16 protein-coding genes are annotated in these 21,020 nt (G+C 71.3%); 14 read left to right on the top strand and 2 right to left on the bottom strand.

The window, feature by feature from the left end; translation table 11 throughout:
• Nucleotides 1-40 precede the first annotated feature (40 nt).
• The 12 genes from ABZ928_RS08455 (at nt 41) to ABZ928_RS08400 (ending at nt 17,435) form a co-directional block, all read left to right on the top strand.
• Nucleotides 41-1,429 (top strand): aldehyde dehydrogenase family protein, encoded by a 1,389-nt coding sequence (locus tag ABZ928_RS08455; protein WP_361516053.1) that lies wholly within the window; start codon nt 41-43, stop codon nt 1,427-1,429.
• A 2-nt stretch (nt 1,430-1,431) separates the two neighbouring features.
• Nucleotides 1,432-2,232, top strand: coding sequence for a thioesterase domain-containing protein (locus tag ABZ928_RS08450; RefSeq protein ID WP_361516172.1), 801 nt, complete (start codon nt 1,432-1,434; stop codon nt 2,230-2,232).
• Nucleotides 2,229-4,121 (top strand): non-ribosomal peptide synthetase, encoded by a 1,893-nt coding sequence (locus tag ABZ928_RS08445; RefSeq protein WP_361516051.1) that lies wholly within the window; start codon nt 2,229-2,231, stop codon nt 4,119-4,121. The genes ABZ928_RS08450 and ABZ928_RS08445 overlap by 4 nt, the downstream gene beginning before the upstream one ends.
• Complete coding sequence (locus ABZ928_RS08440; RefSeq protein ID WP_361516049.1) at nt 4,118-5,413, top strand: ATP-grasp domain-containing protein; 1,296 nt, start codon at nt 4,118-4,120, stop codon at nt 5,411-5,413. Before ABZ928_RS08445 ends, ABZ928_RS08440 begins: the two co-directional genes overlap by 4 nt.
• Before the next feature lie 364 nt (nt 5,414-5,777).
• Nucleotides 5,778-7,829 (top strand): elongation factor G, encoded by a 2,052-nt coding sequence (gene fusA, locus ABZ928_RS08435; protein WP_361516047.1) that lies wholly within the window; start codon nt 5,778-5,780, stop codon nt 7,827-7,829.
• Between the two features lie 217 nt (nt 7,830-8,046).
• The gene (locus tag ABZ928_RS08430) at nt 8,047-9,363 is read left to right on the top strand and encodes a sugar ABC transporter substrate-binding protein (RefSeq protein WP_361516045.1); all 1,317 of its coding nucleotides are present in this window, start codon (nt 8,047-8,049) and stop codon (nt 9,361-9,363) included.
• A complete protein-coding gene (locus ABZ928_RS08425; RefSeq protein ID WP_361516043.1) occupies nt 9,363-10,358 on the top strand; it encodes a sugar ABC transporter permease in 996 nt (331 codons plus the stop codon). Before ABZ928_RS08430 ends, ABZ928_RS08425 begins: the two co-directional genes overlap by 1 nt.
• 7 nt (nt 10,359-10,365) lie before the next feature.
• Nucleotides 10,366-11,205 carry a carbohydrate ABC transporter permease gene (locus ABZ928_RS08420; RefSeq protein ID WP_361516170.1) on the top strand — a complete coding sequence of 280 codons (840 nt, stop codon included), beginning with the start codon at nt 10,366-10,368 and terminating at the stop codon, nt 11,203-11,205.
• Between the two features lie 34 nt (nt 11,206-11,239).
• Nucleotides 11,240-12,598 (top strand): GH1 family beta-glucosidase, encoded by a 1,359-nt coding sequence (locus ABZ928_RS08415; protein ID WP_361516041.1) that lies wholly within the window; start codon nt 11,240-11,242, stop codon nt 12,596-12,598.
• 148 nt (nt 12,599-12,746) lie between these two features.
• Nucleotides 12,747-14,165: an MFS transporter gene (locus ABZ928_RS08410; RefSeq protein ID WP_361516039.1), complete on the top strand. Its 1,419-nt coding sequence runs from the start codon at nt 12,747-12,749 to the stop codon at nt 14,163-14,165.
• 156 nt (nt 14,166-14,321) lie between these two features.
• Nucleotides 14,322-15,161, top strand: a complete 840-nt coding sequence (locus ABZ928_RS08405) for an alpha/beta hydrolase (protein ID WP_361516037.1) — start codon at nt 14,322-14,324, stop codon at nt 15,159-15,161.
• A 99-nt stretch (nt 15,162-15,260) separates the two neighbouring features.
• Nucleotides 15,261-17,435, top strand: a complete 2,175-nt coding sequence (locus ABZ928_RS08400) for a DUF4132 domain-containing protein (RefSeq protein ID WP_361516035.1) — start codon at nt 15,261-15,263, stop codon at nt 17,433-17,435.
• Between the two features lie 18 nt (nt 17,436-17,453).
• On the opposite strand, the gene ABZ928_RS08395 is transcribed toward ABZ928_RS08400, so the two are convergent.
• Nucleotides 17,454-17,846, bottom strand: coding sequence for an SCO5389 family protein (locus tag ABZ928_RS08395; protein WP_361516033.1), 393 nt, complete (start codon nt 17,844-17,846; stop codon nt 17,454-17,456).
• A 65-nt stretch (nt 17,847-17,911) separates the two neighbouring features.
• Nucleotides 17,912-18,856, bottom strand: coding sequence for an ATP-binding protein (locus tag ABZ928_RS08390; RefSeq protein ID WP_361516031.1), 945 nt, complete (start codon nt 18,854-18,856; stop codon nt 17,912-17,914).
• Between the two features lie 136 nt (nt 18,857-18,992).
• Here ABZ928_RS08390 and ABZ928_RS08385 point away from each other — a divergent pair, with 136 nt between their 5' ends.
• Together ABZ928_RS08385 and ABZ928_RS08380 are read left to right on the top strand one after the other, a co-directional pair.
• Nucleotides 18,993-19,529: a GNAT family N-acetyltransferase gene (locus tag ABZ928_RS08385; RefSeq protein ID WP_361516029.1), complete on the top strand. Its 537-nt coding sequence runs from the start codon at nt 18,993-18,995 to the stop codon at nt 19,527-19,529.
• 5 nt (nt 19,530-19,534) lie between these two features.
• The gene (locus ABZ928_RS08380; protein ID WP_361516027.1) at nt 19,535-21,019 is read left to right on the top strand and encodes an ABC transporter substrate-binding protein; all 1,485 of its coding nucleotides are present in this window, start codon (nt 19,535-19,537) and stop codon (nt 21,017-21,019) included.
• The last annotated feature ends 1 nt before the right edge of the window (nt 21,020 follow it).

Here is a 21,020-nt window from a genome sequence, read left to right as displayed (position 1 = left end):
GGGCGCGACCCCGACGGCCTCCCGACAGAAAAGTGGCCCCATGCAGATCAGTTCACTGAACCCCGGCACCGGAGAAGTGCTGGAGGAGTTCGCCGGTACGAGCCCCGCCGACGTCGAGCGGGCCGTCGTACGGGCGTCGCGCGCGCAGGTCCCGTGGGCCCGCGACAAGGCGGCCAGGGCGCACCTGATCAAGGCGCTCGGCGCCGTGCTGTCCGAGCGCGCCGCGGAGATCGCCGCGCTGATCACCCTGGAGACCGGGAAGGTACCGGCGGACGCCGAGGCCGAGGTCGCCGATGTGATCGACGCCGTGGACCACTACCTCGCCTGCCAGGAGGCCTCGCGCCCCGAGCCCATCCCCGTGTCACCCGAGGTCTTCCCCGACACCGAAGTGACGTACGAGGGGCGGCCGGTGGGCGTGATCGGGCTGATCATGCCGTGGAACTTCCCCTTCTACACGCCGATGACCTGCCTCATTCCCTGCCTCCTCGCGGGCAACGCGGCCGTGCTCAAGCCGTCCGAGTACGCCACCTTGTGCGGACGGCTGATCGTCGAGCTCGTGGCGGCGGCCGGACTCCCCGAGGACCTGGTCCAGTTGGTCCCCGGCGACGGCGACACCGGGCGGTCCCTGGTCCGCTCGAACGTCGACAAGCTGTTCTTCGTCGGCTCCCGGAACACCGGACGGGACGTCGTCGCGCGGGCCGGACTGACGCCCGTGCACCACGAGTTGGGCGGCAACAGCGCGGCCCTCGTGCTGCCCGACGCCGACCTCGGCCTCACCGCCGCCGCCATCGCGTGGGGCGCCGCCTACCACTCCGGGCAGGACTGCGCGGCCGTCAAGCGGGTCTACGCCGACGCGACCGTGGCCGCCGAACTCACCGACCGCCTCGCCGCCGTCCTGGAGGGCCTCACCGCAGGCGTCGACTACGGGCCGTACATCCGCCGCCCGTTCCTCGAACTGACCCGCCGGCGCACGGCCGACGCCCTCGCCGCCGGAAGCCGGCTGGTGACCGGCGGCCAGGAGCCGGCCACCGCGCACCCGGGCGGCAACTGGCTCACCCCCGCCCTCGTCGAACTCCACGACGGCACCGCCGAACTCGTCACCCAGGAGACCTTCGGCAATGTCGTCCCGGTCCTCGCCGTACCGGACACGGACGCCGCCGTACGCCACGCCAACTCCTCCCGCCAGTCGCTGTCGGCCTCCGTGTTCACCGCCGATCCGGTGCGGGCACGAGCCGTGGCCGAGGAGCTCCAGGCCGCGATGGTCTTCGTCAACGACCCCCTGGTGAACCTGCCCGGCGCGGACCACTGGACCGGCTGGAACGACGCCGGTCCGGGATCCATGGAGTCCAGGTGGCAGCAGTGCCACCGCAAGCGGGTGCTGTCCGTCAACGGCTCCGGACGGCGCCGCGACTTCTGGTTCGGGGCGTGACCATGACCATGGGGCCCACCGGCACCGGCGCCCGCGTGACCCGCGCCCGCTCGCCGAGGAACACGCTCATCAGGACCTGGGCACCGCGCAGCGGCCCGGCTGCCCGGATCTACGTCTTCCCGCACGCCGGCGCCGGAGCGCTCGCGGTGCGGGGGCTGGCCGCCGCGGCACCGGAGTGGATGGAGATCGTCGCCCTCCGGCTGCCGGGCCGGGAGAGCCGACTGCGCGAGCGGCCGCTGACCGACCTCGACGAGGCGGTGACCACCGTCGCGGACACGGTCCTCGCGACGGACGACGGCACCTGCCCGGCCTTCTGGTTCGGCGCCTGCGCGGGCTCCGTCCTGGCCTTCGAGACCGCAACCCGCCTGGCGGGCGCGGGACGTGCCGCGGGCATCGTCGTCTCCTCGCGCAGCGCCCCGCACATCGCGGTGGCCGGAGCGCCGGAGGACGACGAGGCCACGGTCAAGGAACTGGTCGCCCTCGGCGGCATCCGGCCCGAACTCGTGGCCTCCCCCGAGGCGTTGAAGCTGCTGCTGCCCGCGGTGACGGCCGACCAGCGGCTCGTCGACGGATACCGCCGGCCGGCCCGGGCCGGGACGGACCTGCCGATCCTCGCCCTGCACGGCGTCGACGACCCGCTCCTCGGGGCGGGGGACATGCGGGCGTGGGGGACACACACCACGTCCACGACCCGGGTGGCGCGGATACCTGGCGGCCACTTCCTGCTCGACGACTCCCCGCAGGCGCTGGCCGCCGAGATGGCCGAATTCACCCTGAGCGTCACAAGGAGCGCCCACCCATGACTCACACCGCCGTCGACCCGGCGGCCCGGACCGTGGACGCCCTGCTGCGCCAGGCCTGGCAGGCAGCGGGCGACCGTGTCGCCGTCGAATCGGGCCAGGTCACCCTGACCTACTCCGCCCTGCACGACCGGGTGCGGGGCCTCGCCGAGGTGCTGACCCGCCACGGCGTCGGCCCCGAGCGGCGCGCCGCGATCCTCCTCGACCGGTCCGCCGAACTCGTCGTCGCCCAGCTGGCCGTCGTCTTCGCGGGCGGCACCCAGCTGGCGGTCGACCCGGCCGACCCGGACGACCGGGTCCGGTTCCTGCTGGAGGACAGCGCGCCCGCGGTTGTCATCACCTCCGCCGCGCAACGCGCCCGGGTCGGGGAGGTGCCGTGTCCCGTGCTCCTCGTCGAGGAGATCGAGGCAGCCGACGAACTCGCCCAGCCGTCAGGCGACTTGAGCGGCCCACCCCCCGCCCGGCACACCGCCGACACCCCCGCCTACGCCATCTACACCTCCGGCACGACCGGACGCCCCAAGGCCTCCCTCGTCCCGCACGGCGCCCTGGTCAGCCGCCTCAAGTGGCTCCAGCGGGCCTACGGCCTGACCCCCGACGACCGGGTGCTCTACAAGACGGCGTGCGGGTTCGACGTCTCCGTCGCCGAGCTGTACTGGCCCCTGTCGGCGGGCGCCCAGCTCGTGGTCGCGGCCCCCGGCGGACAGCGCGACCCCGACTATCTGGCGCACGCCGTCCTGCACCGCGGGATCACCACCCTGCACTTCGTGCCCTCGCTCCTCGACCTGTTCCTCAACTCCCGCCCCGAGGACGAGCGTTACCCCGGGCTCAGGCTCCTGCTGGCCGGCGGCGAGGCGCTCTCGCCCGAACTGGTCCGGCGCTTCCACGCCAGGACCCCGGCGACCCTGCACAACCTCTACGGCCCCAGCGAATGCGCCATCTACAGCACGGCCTGGGAATGCCCGCGCGATCCGGCACCGGACCTCGTGCTGATCGGCGGCCCGGTCGACGACACCGAACTGCGCGTCCTCGACGAGACGGGCCGGCCCGTACTCCGAGGCGAGGTGGGGGAGTTGTACATCGGCGGCGCCGGACTGGCCCGCGAGTATCTGGGCCGCCCCGAGCTGACCGCCGAGCGCTTCGTCACCGACCCGCTCGACCCCACCGGCTCCCGCCGCCTCTACCGCTCCGGCGACCTGGTCCGCGAACACGCCGACGGCGCCCTGGAGTTCATCGGCCGCCGCGACTCCCAGGTCAAGGTCAGGGGCAATCGGGTGGAGCCGGACGAGGTGCGCGACACCCTGCTCCGCACACCCGGCGTCGCACAGGCGGCGGTCATCGCGGTGACCCACGACGGGCGTACCGAACTCGCCGGATTCTTCGTGCCCGCCGAAGGTGCCGTCCCGGACGCGGACGCACTGCGGGCACGGCTGCGCACGACCCTGCCCTCCTACATGGTCCCGGCCACCCTCGACCCCGTCGACGCCCTGCCCCTGACCGCGAACGGCAAGCTCGACCACACCGCCCTCACGGAACGGGCGAGGACCCGGGCCGCGACCGTCACCGCCCCGCCGGTCACGCCCGCACCGGTGGCCGACCCGCCGGTGGGCGCGTGGGAAAAGGCGGTCGCCGAGGTGTGGCAAGAGGTGCTCCAGGGCGCGGCGTTCGGCCGGGAGGACGACTTCTTCGACGAGGGAGGCGACTCCCTCACGGCCGTCACGGCGACCCGACTGCTCAGCCGGCGGCTCGGCCACCCCGTCCCGCTGCAACTGATCTACGAGGAGTCCGCCGTGTGCTTCTACGCCGAGGAGGTCGAGGCGCTGGCGGCCGACGCGGTCGCCACCGCCGATGCCGATGCCGGCGCCGATGTCGTGGGAAGCAGGGCCGGATGACGAACAGGCCTCGCATCATCGTCGTCTACGACCTCAGCGCGGCGGCGCCCGTCGAGATCGTGGCCGGACTGCGGCCGCTCGCCGAGGTGACGTTCGCGGTCCACCCCTCCTCCTTCAGCCTGCCCCTCCTGCCTCATCTGCGGGAACTCGCCGACGTGGTGATGCTCGGCGAACCGGACAGCCTGGCTCGGCTGCGGGCCCTGGCACCCGACGCCGTCGTGACCTTCAGCGACCGGGTCGTCAGTACGACGGCGGAGATCGCGGAAGAACTCGGACTGCCCTACCACTCCGTCGCCTGCGCGCACCTGCTCACCGACAAGTACCTCCAGCGCGAGCGCCTCTCCGAGCAGGGCGTCGGCACGGCCAGGAACGCGCTGCTGCGGAGCCCCTCGGACTGGCCGGAGGCGCTCACGCGGATCGGGCTGCCCGCGGTCCTCAAACCCGTCCACGGCGAGGGAAGCCGCAACACCTACAAGATCGAGGACACGGCCGAGGGCGCGGAAGCGGCACGTCTGCTCGTCGAGGAACTGCTGGGCGGCGCGAGGGCGGCCGGGGAAGGGCCTGCCGAGGCCGCGCTCGTCCTGGAGACGTTCCTGACCGGCGTGGAGCAGGACCCGTTCGCCGACTACGTCTCGGTGGAGAGCGTCGTCAGCCACGGGACGGTCTCCCATCTCGCCGTCACCGGCAAGTTCCGGCAGCCGCCACCCTTCCGCGAGGTCGGCCAGTTCTGGCCCGCGCCGCTCGACCCCGGCGGCAAGGAGGCGGTCCTCGACCTCACCACGCGGGCGGTCACCGCCCTCGGCATCCGTACCGGCGTCCTGCACACCGAGGTCAAACTCACCGCACAGGGCCCCGAGGTGATCGAGGTCAACGGCCGTCTCGGCGGCATGATCGACCAACTCTGCCGCACCGCCACGGGCGTCGACCTCATCGGGATCGCCGGGCGCCTGGCCCTAGGCGAACACATCGTGATGCCCGAACTCGCCCTCGACGGCGTGACGTTCCAGCACTGCACCCTGACCCCGGTCGAGGCCTTCCGCCTGGAGAAGATCCACGGCGCGGCCACGGTCCGCCGTACGCCGGGAATCACCGCCTACCGCCCCCGGATACGGGCCGGCCGCGAACTGGAGGCGAGCGTCGGCACCCGCTACCTGGACTACCTGTGCGGCACCGCGCCCGACCACGAGGCCATGACCAAGCTGCTCGACACGGTCCTCGACGAACTGTCCTTCACCTTCACCCTCCCCACCGGCCCTACGACACTCACCGCACGGGAGCTGACGGCGGTCTGAGCCGCGCATAGATTCCGACCCGCGCGTAAATCACGTGACCCGTCCCCGCCAGGCTCCCTACACTCGCCACGCGACGCACACCTCGCAACGGTGCGCGTGACCATGAGGACCGACGAGTGAGGGGAGACCGGCCGTGCGTGACCGCGCCGCTGTCGTCGTTCCCCCGTCGTCGTACGACGTGATCCTCGTGTCCTCCTCCGTCCGGTACCCGCTGCGCGGCCGGTACCGGATGCCCCGGACCCAGGGCTGACCACCAACACCACTGACACACCAGCACTTTGACGTGCCGTCAGCTCGATGCTCAGCGTCCTTCCGTCCGGGAATCGCGCCGCCCTGTCACACACCATCCGAAAGGCCACGGGCCGTGCGCACCAACCTCAACGCCCTCTCCGTCATCCGCAACCTGGGCATCCTCGCCCATGTCGACGCCGGCAAGACCACCGTCACCGAGCGGATCCTCTACGCCACCGGCACCACCCACCGGCGCGGCGAGGTCCACGACGGCACCACCATCACCGACTTCGACCCGCAGGAACGCGACCGCGGCATCACCATCTTCGCGGCGGCCGTCAGCTGCGCCTGGGACGGTCACCGGATCAACCTGATCGACACCCCCGGGCACGTCGACTTCGCCGACGAGGTGGAGCGGGCGCTGCGGGTGCTCGACGGGGCGGTCGCGGTGTTCGACGCCGTCGCGGGCGTGGAACCGCAGAGCGAGTCGGTCTGGCGGCAGGCGGACCGTTACGGCGTACCGAGGATCGCCTTCGTCAACAAGCTGGACCGCGCGGGCGCCGACCTCGACACCGCCGTCGCCTCCATCCGGGAGCGCCTGCATCCGGCGCCCCTGGTCGTGCAGCTGCCCATCGGCACGGAGGACGGCTTCCGCGGGGTTGTGGACCTGGTGCGCATGCGGGCCCTGACCTGGACCGACGGCGGCGAGATGGCCGTCGGAGAGGTGCGCGGTGAGGTGCGCGAGGAGGCGCTGCGGAGGCGCCGGTCACTGGAGGAGGCAGTGGCTCAGCTGCATCCGGGGGCGCTGGAGGAGTTCTGCATGGAGTCCGTCCTCAGCGACCAGACCCTCGTCGCCGCCCTCCGTGACCTCACCCGCACCGGCGAGGCCGTGGTCGTGCTGTGCGGTTCGGCCTACCGCAACCGCGGGGTCGAGCCGCTGCTGGACGCGGTCGTGGCGTATCTGCCGTCGCCGCTGGACGTGCCGCCCGTGCGCGGCACCCTCGGCGACACCCCGCAGGAGCGGCCCGCCGACCCGGCGGCGCCCTTCGCGGCGCTGGTGTTCAAGGTGAACGCCACCCCGACGGGGCGGCTGACCTACCTCCGGGTGTACTCCGGAACGATCGGGAAGGGAGACACGGTCATGGACGCGGGAGCGCGGCGTACCGAGCGGGTCGGCCGGATCCTGCGGGTGCAGGCCGACCGGCACGCCCAGGTCGACCGGGCGCTCGCCGGCGACATCGTCGCGGTCGTCGGGCTGAAGTCGGCCCGCGCCGGTTCGACGCTGTGCGCGCCGGACGCCCCGCTCGTCCTGGAGCCGCCCAGCGTCGCCGAACCGGTCGTCTCCGTGGCGGTCGAGACCGTCAGGTCCACCGACACCGACCGGCTGGCGTCGGCGCTCGCGAGGCTGGCCGAGGAGGATCCGTCGCTGGTGGTGCGGACCGACCCGGAGACCGGGCAGACCGTGCTGTCCGGCATGGGCGAACTGCATCTGGAGGTCGCGCTGGAGAAGGTGCGGCGGGACCGGGCGCTGGACGTCAACGCCGGGCGGCCGAGGGTCGCGCACCGCGAGACCGTCGTGCGCGGCGTGTCCGGACATGTGTTCCGGCACGTCAAACAGGACGGCGGGGCAGGGCAGTTCGCGCATGTCGTCCTCGACGTGGAGCCGCTGGACGTCGACGCCGGGTTCGAGTTCCGCTCGGCCGTCGTCGGCGGACGGGTGCCGCAGGAGTACGTCCGGGCCGTCGAGGCGGGCTGCCGGGACGCCCTGGCGGAGGGGCCCCTCGCCGGTCACCCCGTGACCGGGCTGCGGGTCACCCTCACCGACGGGGCGACCCATGTGAAGGACTCCTCCGACACGGCGTTCCGCACGGCGGGCCGGCTCGGGCTGCGTGAGGCCCTGCGCTCCTGCGCGGCCGTCCTGCTGGAGCCGGTGGCCGAGGTCACGGTCACCGTGCCCGACGCCGCCGTCGGGGGAGTGCTCGGCGACCTGGCGAGCCGGCGCGGCAGGGTCACCGGTTCGGTCTCGCGGGGCGGCTCGGCGGTCCTCACCGCCACCGTGCCGCTGGCCGAACTCTTCGGCTACGCGACCCGGTTGCGCAGCCGGACCCAGGGCCGCGGCACGTTCACGGCCCGGCCGACGGGGTACGCCCCGGCGCCGGCGACCGTGACACCGGCCCAGCGGTAGCGGGCCACCGGGGTGGCCCCTCTCGTACGCGGGAGGGGCCGCCCTCGCGCGGGGCAGCCACCCGCGCTTCCCCTTCAGGAAGTGAACGGCCCGGCCCCGGCGCGTACTTCCTCGTCGAACTCGCGCCGCTCAACCCCTTGACGTCCCGAACCCACGGCATTTAACTCACGTCCTAAATTAAGCCGTGAGTGCATTCCCTGAAGGGACACCAGGAGCCATGCGCAGCATCCGAGCCGCGGCCGTAGGCGCCGTCACCCTGTCTCTCGTCCTGGCCGCCTCGGCCTGCGGAGGCGGTTCGTCGACGGGGGGCGGGTCCAACGACTCGCCGAAGACGCTCACTTACTGGGCCTCCAACCAGGGGGCGAGCATCGAGATCGACAAGAAGGTCCTCCAGCCGGAACTCGACAAGTTCGAGAAGCAGACCGGCATCGAGGTGAAGCTGGAGGTCGTGCCCTGGTCGGACCTGCTGAACCGCATCCTGACCGCGACCACCTCCGGGCAGGGCCCCGACGTCCTCAACATCGGCAACACCTGGAGCGCCTCGCTTCAGGCCACGGGCGCGCTACTGCCCTGGGACGCCCAGAACTTCGCGAAGATCGGCGGCAAGGACCGCTTCGTCGACTCCGCGCTCGGTTCCACCGGCGCCGAGGGCAAGGACCCGGCCGCGGTGCCGCTGTACTCGATGGCGTACGCCCTCTACTACAACAAGAAGCTCTTCGCCGACGCGGGTATCTCCGGGCCGCCCGCCACCTGGGCCGAGTTGATCGCGGACGGCAAGAAGCTCTCCAAGGACGGCAACTGGGGCCTGGGAGCGGAGGGTTCGAACCCCTCCGAGAACATCCACCACGCCTTCGTCTTCGCCCAGCAGCACGGCGCCGACTTCTTCACCGCCGACGGCAAGGCCGACTTCACCAACGACGGCGTCGTCGCCGCTGTCAAGCAGTACGTCGACCTGATGGCCAAGGACAAGGTCATCGCGCCCGGCAACGCCGAGTACGCGCAGAACCAGTCCGTCAGCGACTTCGCCAAGGGCAGGACGGCGATGCTGCTGTGGCAGTCCGCCTCCGCCAACCTCAAGTCCCAGGGCATGAGCGAGGACGACTACGGCATCGCCCCGGTCCCCGTGCAGTCCGGCACCCCGGGCACCGGCGCCCAGGTCAACTCCATGGTCGCGGGCATCAACCTGGCCGTCTTCAAGAACACCGACAACCTCGACGGCGCCACGAAGTTCGTGAAGTTCATGACCAGCGCCGCCGAGCAGAAGATCCTCAACACGGCCTACAGCTCGATACCACCGGTGAAGACCGCACAGACCGACTCCGCCTTCAACACCCCCGCCAACGCCGTCCTCAAGAACACCCTCGCGGGAAGCGCCGCCGCACTGCCCCAGGTCGCCGACGAGTCGCAGTTCGAGACCGCGGTCGGTACGGCGGTCAAGGGCCTGTTCGCCGACGCGGCCGCCGGACGTGCCGTCACCGCCGACGCGGTGAAGGCGGCGCTGGAGAAGGCCCAGCAGCAGATGCCGGCCGCCTGATGACCGCGACCCTGGAACGCACCGAACCGGCCGGACCGGCCGGACCCGAGGCGCCCCCCGGCCGGAAGCGCACCCCGCGCCCCGGCCGCGTCCGCCGCCTCGGACTGCCGTATCTGCTCCTCCTGCCCGCCCTCCTCCTCGAACTCCTGGTCCACCTGGTGCCGATGGGCGTGGGCATCGTGATGAGCTTCAAGGAACTCACGCAGTTCTACATCCGCGACTGGGGCACGGCCCCCTGGTCCGGGCTCGACAACTTCAAGGTGTCGGTGGACTTCGACGCCCCCGTCGGCGAGGCACTGCTGCACTCCTTCCTCGTCACCGTCGCCTTCACCCTGCTGTCGGTCGCCCTGTGCTGGCTGATCGGCACGGCGGCGGCGGTCTTCATGCAGGACACCTTCCGGGGGCGCGGCCTGTTGCGGGCCCTGTTCCTGGTGCCGTACGCCCTGCCGGTCTACGCGGCCGTCATCACCTGGGTGTTCATGTTCCAGCACGACAACGGCCTGGTGAACCACGTCCTGCACGACCAGCTCCACCTCACCGACAAGCCGTCGTTCTGGCTCATCGGCGACAACAGCTTCATCGCCCTGCTGACCGTGTCGGTGTGGAAGGGCTGGCCGTTCGCCTTCCTCATCGTCATGGCCGGACTCCAGAACATTCCGAGGGAGTTGTACGAGGCGGCCGCCCTCGACGGCGCCGGCATGTGGCAGCAGGTCCGCCGCATCACCCTGCCGTCGCTGGGCGCCGTCAACCAGGTGCTGATCCTGGTTCTGTTCCTGTGGACCTTCAACGACTTCAACACGCCCTACGTCCTGTTCGGCAGGACCGCCCCCGAGGCCGCGGACCTCATCTCCGTCCACATCTACCAAGCCTCGTTCGTCACCTGGAACTTCGGCACCGGCTCCGCCATGTCCGTACTCCTGCTGCTGTTCCTGCTGCTGGTGACGGGCGCGTACCTGGCCCTCACCGCACGCGGACGGAAGGCCTCGCATGCGTAACTCTCCGATGGCACCCCCGCGTTCGTTCCTCTGGTCCCGGCGGATCTTCCTCACCCTGCTCGGCGGCTTCGTACTGCTGCCGGTGTACGTCATGGTCTCCAGCTCGCTGAAGCCGCTCGCCGACGTGACCGGCAAGTTCCGCTGGACACCGAGCGCGTTGACGATCCGCCCGTACATCGACATCTGGTCGACGGTCCCGCTCGCCCGCTACTTCGTGAACTCGCTGATCGTGGCGGGCGTGGCGACGGTCTGCTCGGTGGTGATCGCGGTGTTCTCCGCGTACGCCGTCAGCCGCTACGACTTCCGCGGCAAGCGGGTCTTCACGGTCACCGTCCTGTCCACGCAGATGTTCCCGGGCATCCTCTTCCTGCTCCCGCTGTTCCTGATCTACGTCAACATCGGCAACACCACCGGCATCGCCCTGTTCGGCTCGCGCGGCGGGCTGATCCTGACGTATCTCACCTTCTCGCTGCCGTTCTCGATCTGGATGCTCATCGGGTACTTCGACTCGGTCCCGCGCGACCTGGACGAGGCGGCCCTGGTCGACGGCTGCGGCCCCCTGAAGGCGCTCTTCCGGGTCGTCGTACCGGCGGCGATCCCCGGCATCGTCGCCGTCGCCGTCTACGCCTTCATGACGGCCTGGGGCGAGGTGCTGTTCGCGTCGGTGATGACCAACGACACCACCCGCACCCTCGCCGTCGGCCTCCAGGGCTACTCCACCCTCAACGACGTGTACTGGAACCAGATCATGGCCGCCTCGCTGGTCGTCAGCGTGCCCGTGGTGGCCGGCTTCCTCCTCCTTCAGCGCTATCTCGTCGCCGGACTGACGGCGGGCGCCGTCAAGTGACCGAAACCAACCCACCTACAACGTAAGGACTTTCGTGACCATCGACCTCGCCGCACTCCCGCACGACTTCCTGTGGGGCACGGCCACTTCGGCTTACCAGATCGAGGGAGCCGTGGCGGAGGACGGCCGCTCGCCGTCGATCTGGGACACCTTCGCGCACACCCCCGGGAAGATCGCGGGCAACGACCACGGCGACGTCGCCTGCGACCACTACCACCGCTGGCGCGAGGACATCGCGCTGATGAGCCAACTGGGCACCAACGCCTACCGGTTGTCGATCGCGTGGCCGCGCGTACTGCCCGGCGGCGACGGACCGGTCAACCCCAAGGGCCTCGCCTTCTACGACGAGTTGACCGACGGCCTGCTGGAGGCGGGCATCACCCCGTCCGTCACCCTCTACCACTGGGACCTGCCGCAGACGCTCCAGGACCGCGGCGGCTGGCCCGAGCGGGACACCGCCGAGCACTTCGCCGCGTACGCCTCGGTCGTGGCGGAGCGGCTGGGCGACCGGGTCGGCCACTGGGCCACCCTCAACGAACCCCTGTGCTCCGCCTGGATCGGCCACCTCGAAGGCAAGATGGCCCCCGGCCTCACCGACCTCACGGCCGCCGTCCGCGCCTCCTACCACCTGCTCCTGGGCCACGGCCTCGCCGTACAGGCCATCCGCGCCGCCGCCCCGGACGCCCGGGTCGGCATCGTCAACAACCTCTCCACCGTGCACCCCGCCACCGACCGCCCCGAGGACCTCGAAGCCGCCCGCCGTATGGACGGCCACACCAACCGCTGGTGGCTCGACCCGATCCACGGCCGCGGCTTCCCGGAGGACATGCGGAAGGTGTACGGCGTCGAACTCCCGTCACGGGGAGGCGACTTGGAGACGATCGCCGCCCCGCTCGACTGGCTCGGCCTGAACTACTACTTCCCGGCCACCGTCGCCGACGACCCCAGCGGCCCGGCCCCGTACGCCCGTTCCGTACGCCGCCTCGGCGTACCCCGCACCGGCATGGACTGGGAGATCGACGCGAGCGGCATCGAGACCCTGCTGCTCCGCCTCACCGACGAGTACGGCGCCCGCAAGCTGTACGTCACCGAGAACGGCTCCGCGTACCCCGACGCCGTACGCCCGGACGGCACCGTCGACGATCCCGAGCGGCAGGACTACCTGGCCCGGCACCTCGCCGCCTGCGCGTCCGCCGCCCGCAAGGGTGCCCCGCTGGCCGGCTATTTCGCCTGGTCGCTGCTGGACAACTTCGAGTGGGCCTACGGCTACGACAAGCGCTTCGGCCTGGTCCACGTCGACTACGAGACCCAGGCCCGCACGATCAAGGGCTCAGGACACCGTTACGGGGAGATCATCCGGGCGCATCGCGGGCGGGAGCGGCACGCGGCCTGAAAGGCGGGCGGCGGGCGGCGGGGCCGGAAGTCCCTGGTGAAAGGGGTCCTAGGGCGGATCGCAGTCCCGTCCTAGGACTCTGATGTCCCCTTTATCCCGGGAGGAGGCTGAAGGAGCAAGGACAACCTCCTCACCACCAGGAACTGCCATGCCTGCCGTACACGAAGCGACGACCACGGTCGCCGGGCGGTCCTACGACCTCGCCCAGTACCGGCCCGGCCGGGACATCACCGACTGGGAGCCCGAGAACGAGCTCTTCTGGAACTCGATCGGGAAGCGGGTCGCCCAGCGCAACCTCTGGATCGCCGTCCCCGCCCTCCTCGTCGCCTTCGTGGTCTGGCAGGTGTGGAGCGTCACCGCCACCAACCTCGCCGACGTCGGCTTCTCCTTCACCACCTCGCAGCTGTTCTGGCTCACCGCCATCCCCGGCCTGACCGGCGGCACGGCCCGCGCGGTCTACACCTTCGTCGGCCCCAGGGTCGGCCAGCGCACCTTCACCGCGCTGTCGACGCTGGTCCTGATCGTCCCGCTGATCTGGCTGGGCTACGCGATCCAGGACACCTCGACGTCCTTCACCACCATGGCCATGATCGCCGCCCTCTGCGGCATCGGCGGCGCCAACTTCTCCTCCTCCCTCGCCAACATCGGCTTCTTCTTCCCCAAGCGCGAGAAGGGCAACGCGGCCGGCATCAACGGCGGCCTCGGCAACCTGGGCGTCTCCGTCGTCCAGCTCCTCACCCCGATCGTCATCACCAGCTCGGTGATCGCCATCGGCTCAGGCCAGCACAACGCGAAGACCGGCGAAACGGTCTACCTCCAGAACGCCGCCTTCGTCTGGGTCCCGGTCCTGATCGTCCTGGCGGCCATCGCCTGGTTCGGCCAGAACAATCTCAAGACCGCCTCGTCCTCCTTCGCCCAGCAGAAGGTCATCTTCAAGCGCAAGCACACCTGGGTGATGACCTGGATCTACGTCGGCACCTTCGGCTCCTTCATCGGCTTCGCCGCCGCCCTCCCGATGCTGATCAAGACCACCTTCCCGGCGTACTCCGTCGCCACGTACGCCTGGATGGGCCCGGCTCTCGGTGCCCTCGCCCGCTGGGCAGGCGGCTGGATCGCGGACAAGCTCGGCGGCGCCCGGGTCACGATCCTCTCCTTCGTCGGCATGGCCGCCTCGATCATCGGCGTGATCAACTTCCTGCCGAGCGGCGGCGACACCGGCAACTTCGCGGGCTTCTTCGCCTGCTTCCTGGCCGCGTTCTTCTTCTCCGGCATCGGCAACGGCTCGACCTTCCGCCAGATCCCCGTGATCTTCCGCAACCAGCACCTCAAGGGCCGCACCGAAGGCACCCCGGAGTACACCAGGGCCCTCCGCCAGACCGAGATGGAGGCCGGCGCGGTCACCGGCTTCACCGCCGCCATCGCCGCCTACGGCTTCTTCTTCATCCCCGCCCTGTTCGCCAACTTCGCGGTGACCAGCGCGATGTGGGGCTTCGTCGCCTTCTACGTCACCTGCATCGCCGTCACCTGGTGGTACTACGCCCGCAAGGGCGCGGAGTCGCCGAGCTGAGTGACGCGGTACGAGGCGGTACGAGGAGGAAGGGCCGGGCGGATCGACCGCCCGGCCCTTTCCCGTACGACGGGACAGAGCCCTTTCCCGTACGACGGGACAGACGCGCGGCGTTAATACGTTGCCGCAGCTCAGCCTCACTGAAAGCCTCACGCCATGCCCACCTTCACCACCCCCGACGGCACCCTCCTCGCCTACCACGCCACCGGAGACGGCCCGCCCCTCGTCTGTCTCCCCGGCGGCCCGATGCAGGCCTCCGGCTACCTCGGCGACCTGGGCGGCCTCACCGCCCACCGCACCCTGATCCGGCTGGACCTGAGAGGCACGGGCGACTCGGCGACCCCCGAGGACCCGGCGTCGTACCGCTGCGACCGCCAGGCCGACGACGTCGAGGCACTGAGGAAGGAACTGGGCCTGGACCGCCTGGACCTGCTGGCCCACAGCGCGGGCGCCAACCTGGCCGCCCTCTACACGGCCCGCCATCCCGACCGCGTCGCCCGCCTCGCCCTGATCACCCCCAGCGTCTACGCCGTCGGCATCGGCATCACCACCGAGGACCGCCTCGCCGCCGCCTGTCTGCGCCGGGACGAGGAGTGGTTCCCGACGGCGTACGCGGCCCTGGAATCCCTCAACACCGGCAGCCCCGTCCCCGACGCCTGGCAGGCCATCGCGCCCTTCTGGTTCGCCCGCTGGGACGAGGAGGCCAAGGCGGTCCGCGCGGCCGAGGACGAGCAGCGCAACGACGAGGCGGCGGCGCGCTATGGCTCCGAGGGCGCCTTCGATCCGCAGGCCACGCGCGCGGCGCTGGCGGGGTTCGGGGGACGGGTCCTGGTGCTGGCGGGAGAGGTGGATGTGGCCGGGCCGAGGCGGGCGATGACCGAGTACGCGGGGCTGTTCGCGGACGTGGAGCTGGTGGTGCAGCAGGGCGCGGCGCACTTTCCCTGGCTGGACGACCCGCGGCGGTTCGTGGCGGAGACGGCGAGGTTCTTCGCGTAGGTCTCGAGGTTCTTCGGGTAGGCCGCGGGGCGCTGCGCGCGGGCCGCCGGATTCCTCGCGACGGCCGCGTTGTCAGTGGTGCCTGTCATGATCCTCGACATGCTCACCAGGGATCAGAAACCGAGCTACACGCCCGACGTGTGCCGCCGGATGTTCGAGGAGCTCGTCGCGGGCGTCGACGACCCTCTGCGTCTGGTGAGCCTCTGGCCGGCCGTGGACGCACTGCTGCACTGCGCGGGCCCGTGGCCCGAACTCTCCGACCCCGCCCGGGACCTGACCGAGTACCTGCTGGAGAAGAGGCACACGAGCCAGCTGTACTCGCTGCTGATGGTGGCCGGCCTCGCGGGCGAGGAGACGCTGGCGGCGGTCGTGGATCACTACCGGCACGAGCAGGGCCCGATAGCCATGGAGGCGATCGAGGTCGTCACCGGCCTCACCGCCGCGGAACTGGCGGTGCTGGCAGAGGCCGACTGGCTCGACACCTACGTTCCGCCCTCGCACGCCCCGGAGACTTGGCACCGGATCGCCGACATCCCGGCCTACGCCGCCTTCGCCCGCAGGGCGTTGGAGGCGGCGGCCGATCGCGTCGACGGCATCCACGGCGGGGAGATCCCCTACCGCTCCGACAAGGCGTTCACACCCCGCGAGGTCGACGTGCTCGGGCACGCCGCACGCGTGGCGCTCCTGCGCGACGAACCGTGGCTGCCCGAGGTCGTCGACCGGCTCGTGCCCGGCATCGCGGTCGCCCCCACGGCCGCGAAGACCGTGCCCTCGCAGGCCCTGCTGTACGAACTGGTCCGTGCCGCACGGGACTTCCCGACCCCCGAGATCGTCACGGCGATCCGCACCGCACGCTCGGTCACCCGGCACGCGGGCGTGCCCAAACAGCTCGACAAACTGCTCAAACAGGTCGACGCGGCCCTGGCCGAGCGGACCGAGGTGGCGCTGCGGCTGTCGCGGTCCGGGTTCGGCGACGACGGAGTACTGCGCCGGGAGACCGGCGACGGGTACGCGGCCGTCGTCACGGTCGCCGAGTCCGCCGGGCTGACCTGGGAGAAGGACGGCCGCCCCCTGAAGAGCGTCCCCGCACCGGTCCGCCGTGACCACGCCGGGCTGGTCAAGGAACTGCGCGACCTGGTGAAACGGGTGGACATCCAACTCGGTACTCTCGCCCGGGCCTTGGAGGGCGGGTTCACCGTCGACGCCGTCCATGCGTACGGCTGGTGGCGTACCGAGCTGGCCGGCCATCCGCTGGCCCGGAGCGTCGTGAACCGGCTCATCTGGGAGATCGAGGTCGCGCCCGGCGAGTGGCACGCGTTCCTGCCGTCGATCGACGACCTCCCCGGCGCCCCCGACGCGCCTGAGGTGCCCGCCGCGCCCGACGACGCCTCCGTACGGCTGTGGCATCCGATCCGCGCCGACGCCGACACGGTACGGGCCTGGCGCGACCGGCTCGTCGACGGCCGGATACGGCAGCCGTTCAAGCAGGCGTTCCGGGAGATCTACCGGCTCACCCCGGCCGAGGAGGAGACCCGCGTCCACTCCCTGCGGTTCGCGGCCCATCTCGTGCACTACCGACGGATGTTCGCGCTGTTCCGGGCTCGGGGATGGAAGAGCAGGCTGCTCGGCCCCTGGGACGGCGGGGACGGCGACGCGGCCGTGCGCACGCTGGGCGCCGGGGAGTGGCGGGTCGCCTTCGCCCACGACTACGTGGACTGGGCGGACGGCGACGGCGTGGCGTCCACCGACCGGGTCCGCTTCGAGCGCCGGATCGACGGCACCTGGCGGGAGGCACCCCTCGTCGAGGTGCCGCCCCTGGTGTTCAGCGAGGCGATGCGCGACGTCGATCTCTTCGTGGGCGTGACCTCGATCGCCGCCGACCCCGACTGGACCGACGAGGGCCCGGCCCGCGCCTACTGGGAACGGGCGCGGTTCGCCGAGCTGACGGAGAGCGCCGAGGCCCGGCGCGACGCCCTTACGCGGATCCTGCCCCGCCTGAAGATCGCCGACCGGTGCACGCTCGACGGCCGCTTCCTCGTCGTCCGCGGCGACCTCCGGACGTACCGGATCCACCTCGGTTCGGCGAACATCCTGATGGCGCCGGACGACTCCTATCTGTGCGTCGTCCCCACCCGCGCGAAGGTCACCGCGAAGGTGTTCCTGCCGTTCGAGGACGACCGGCTCACGGTGATCCTCAGCAAGGCCGTGCTGCTGGCCGCCGACACGGAGATCGACGACCCGTCCATCGTCGGGCAGATCAGGAGAGGCTTCTGACCTGCCCGATCCGGATGGTCAGCAGTCCCTGAACTCCGGTGACTGGTTCAGGATCTGCGAGCGCACCGACGTGAACCGCCCGTAGGTCTCACCGCCCTGCGCGCCCGGCCGGAACGCCGCCACCCGGTGGCAGTTCTGGAAGGCCAGGGCCACGCCGAAGTGGCGCTCCAGGCTGCCGCGGATCGCGTCGCTGGCGAGGGCGCGCAGCAGCTGGCCGCGCTCCTGCTCGGACGGGGGAGGGGTCTGGTTGTCGGTGAACTCGGCGGTGCCGTCGTGGAGTTCGGCGGCGAGGGAGGCGATCAGGTCGTAGGCGTACGGGAGAGACGTACGGACGGTGTCCACGAAGTCCTCCTCGCGGATGTCACCGTGCTCGGCTTCGGCGAGGAGCTTCGGGGAGACGTCGAGAGACATGAAGGTGCTTGTCCTGTCTGTGGGTTGGGAGTGAAGGGAGGAAGGAGGGGGAGGGGGGAAGGGGATCAGATCAGGGCGGCCGGGCCCGGGACGAACTCCGGGTCGACCTGGGACGCCAGCTCCTCGCCCGCCCAGGAGCGGGCGTTGCGCAGATGGAACTCGACGGCGTGGCGGTGGAGCGTCGCCCAGTCGCGGGGGCAGGCGTCGACCGTTTCGCGCAGGACGTTCAGGGCGTGCCGGTTGTGGGGTTCCAGGGCTTCCGGTCCGCTCTGTTCCCGGCCCTGTTCGGCGGCCCGGACATGGGGCGAGTGGACGAGGTGGGTCAGCAGGTCGTCCCCCACCTCCTGTTTGAGGAAGAGGAGGTCGTCCTCGCCGGTCACCTTGTTGCCGATCACGGCGATCCGGATGCCGAACTCACGGGCGTGGTCGCGGTACTGGCGGTAGACCGAGACGCCCTTCCGGGTGGGTTCGGCCACCAGGAAGGTGAGGTCGAAGCGGGTGAAGAGGCCGGAGGCGAAGGCGTCCGCGCCCGCCGTCATGTCGACCACCACGTACTCGCCGGGGCCGTCGACCAGATGGTTGAGGTAGAGCTCCACCCCGCCGAGCTTGGAGTGGTAGCAGGCCACCCCGAGGTCGCTCTCCTCGAACTCGCCGGTCACCATGAGCGGCACCTCGCCCGCGAGCCGCACGTGCCGGGTGTGCAGCTCGTCGTCGCCGAGGAGGCGCAGCAGGCGGGAGCCGCGGCCCGGCGGGGTGGTCTTGATCATGGCCTCGGGTGAGGCGATGCGCGGGTTGGTGCCGCGCAGGTAGGTCTTGATGGCGTCGAGGTGCGTGCCCAGGGGAGGGGCGGCGGGGGTCTCCCCGTCGTGGCCCAGCGCCTCGGCCAGATGCTGGTTGATGTCCCCGTCCACGGCCAGCACGGGGGCGCCGGACCGGGCGAGGTGACGGGAGAAGAGCGCCGACAGGGTGGTCTTGCCGCTGCCGCCCTTGCCGACGAAGGCGATGCGCATCAGCACCACCTCGGCACGGCGGCTCGTAAGCCATTTTTGAAAATGGATGTCATGTCGGTAGGTTTTAGGCGTGTTGTCGATCACTGTCAAATCGCCCGGTGATCAACCCCTTCCTCTTAATGCATATGATGTGCAAGTGCGTGACTACAGCATCAGGGCCGTCGGCCCGGACGACCTGGACGGTGCGCGGGCTGTGATGCTCGACACCGTCTACCGCGACTTCGGCTCCGGCTATGTGCCCCGCTGGCACGGCGACATCATCGATCCGGCGACCGCGTATGTGGTGCCCGAGCGCCACACCCTGCTCGTGGCGATCGACCCGGAGAACGGCGAGATCGCCGCCACCGGCGCCCTCGACTCCCGCGGCCCGGCCCACCCGCCGAACCCCCGCCACGTCGCCGAGCGCTATCCGTCGGGGGAGACCGCACAACTGCGCCGCGTGTACGTCCATCCCGGGCACCGCAGACGCGGTCTCGCCCGGCGGCTGGTCGCGGAGCTGATGGAGTTCGCCGTCAAGGACGGCGGCTACCGCTCCGTGTACCTGCACACCGACCCCGCCGTTCCCGGCGCCGAGCCCTTCTGGCGGTCGCTCGGCAAGCTCGTGCACGACGAGCGCGAGGACCCCGAGGGCGTGTCCGGCGTCCTGCACTTCGAGATCCCGATGGGGCGATGAACCGAATGACCCGACCGCGCTTCCTCCTCGCCCTCCTGCTCGCCCCCACCCTCACCGCCTGCTTCGCCTCCGACGGCTCGGGCGGCTCGTCCGACGACGTCGGTGACGGCACCCGGCTGCGGGTCGCCCTCGCCTTCCCGCCCGCCGAGAACCTCTCGCCGTACGGCGCCGACGCCACGATCCTCAGCCGCCTCGGCGTCACCGAGGGCCTGACCGCCCTCGACGCCAACGGCACCGCCGCCCCCGCCCTCGCCGCGTCCTGGCGGCGCGAGAACGACCGCACCTGGCTGTTCACCCTCCGCGAGGCCACCTTCCAGGACGGCACGGCCGTCACCCCCACCGCCGTCGCCGCCGCCCTCACCCACGCCACCGAGGCCAAGCCGGTGCCCGCCGCGCTCTCCGGCGTCACCCTCACCGCGAAGGCCGAGGGCGCCACCGGCGTCCGGATCACGACGAAGGACCCCGACCCCGTTCTCCCGTCGCGCATGTCCAGCCCCAGCCTCGCCATCCTCTCCACGAAGGCGTACGGCGAGAACGTCGACCCGGTCGGCCACGCCACCGGCCCCTTCGCACTCACCAAGGTCCTCGGCGCCACCGCCGCCACCCTCGACCGTTACGACGACTACTGGGGCGGCCGCGCCCAGGCCTCCGGCATCGACGTGAAGTTCATCGCCGACGGCACCGCCCGCGCGAGCGCGCTGCGCACCGACCAGGTCGACCTCGCCGAGGCGATCCCCGTCGCACAGGCCGCCACCCTCGACAAGGGCCTCCGCAAGACGACCGCCACGACCCGCACCACCAGCCTGCTGCTCAACACCAGGACCGGCGCCTTCAAGGACGCCGGGCTGCGCGCCGCCGCCCGGCAGGCCGTGGACACCTCAGCACTCGCCCAGGGCGTCTACGAGGGGTACGCCGACGCCGGCACCGGCATCTACGGGCCCGCCGTCACCTGGGCCGAGGGCAAGCGCGTCGCGCCGGCCGGCAGGGCGAGGGCCGGCGACCCGGACGGCACCACGATCACCCTCGCCACCTACGACAACCGGCCCGAACTCCCCGAGGCCGCCCAGGTGTTGAAGCAGCAGCTGGAGAAGGCCGGGTTCGAGGTCGAGCTGGAGGTGCGCGAGTACTCGCGGCTGGAGAGCGACGCGCTGGAGGGCAGGTTCGACGCGTTCGTCGGCGCCCGCAACAGCCTCGTCGACACCGGCGATCCGGTCTCCGTCCTCGCCAGTGACCACACCTGCGACGGCGGCTACAACCTGGCGCTCCTGTGCGACAAGGGCGTCGACAAGGCGGTCGCGAAGGCCGAGGGCACCGCCGACACCGAGAAGCGGCAGGACGCCGCCATGGCCGCCGAGGCGGCGATCCTCGGCACCGACGCCGTCGTCCCGCTGGTCCACCAGCGCGTCATCACCGGCGTCGGCCCCCAGGTCAGCGGCGCGCTCCTCGACCCGTACGAGCGCACCCTCGTCGGCACCGGCACCCGGCGCTGAC

This window comes from Streptomyces sp. NPDC046909, from assembly GCF_040644695.1.
GTDB lineage: Bacteria > Actinomycetota > Actinomycetes > Streptomycetales > Streptomycetaceae > Streptomyces.
Note: the sequence above shows the minus strand (reverse complement) of the source record. Positions and strands in the feature narration are given on the sequence as shown.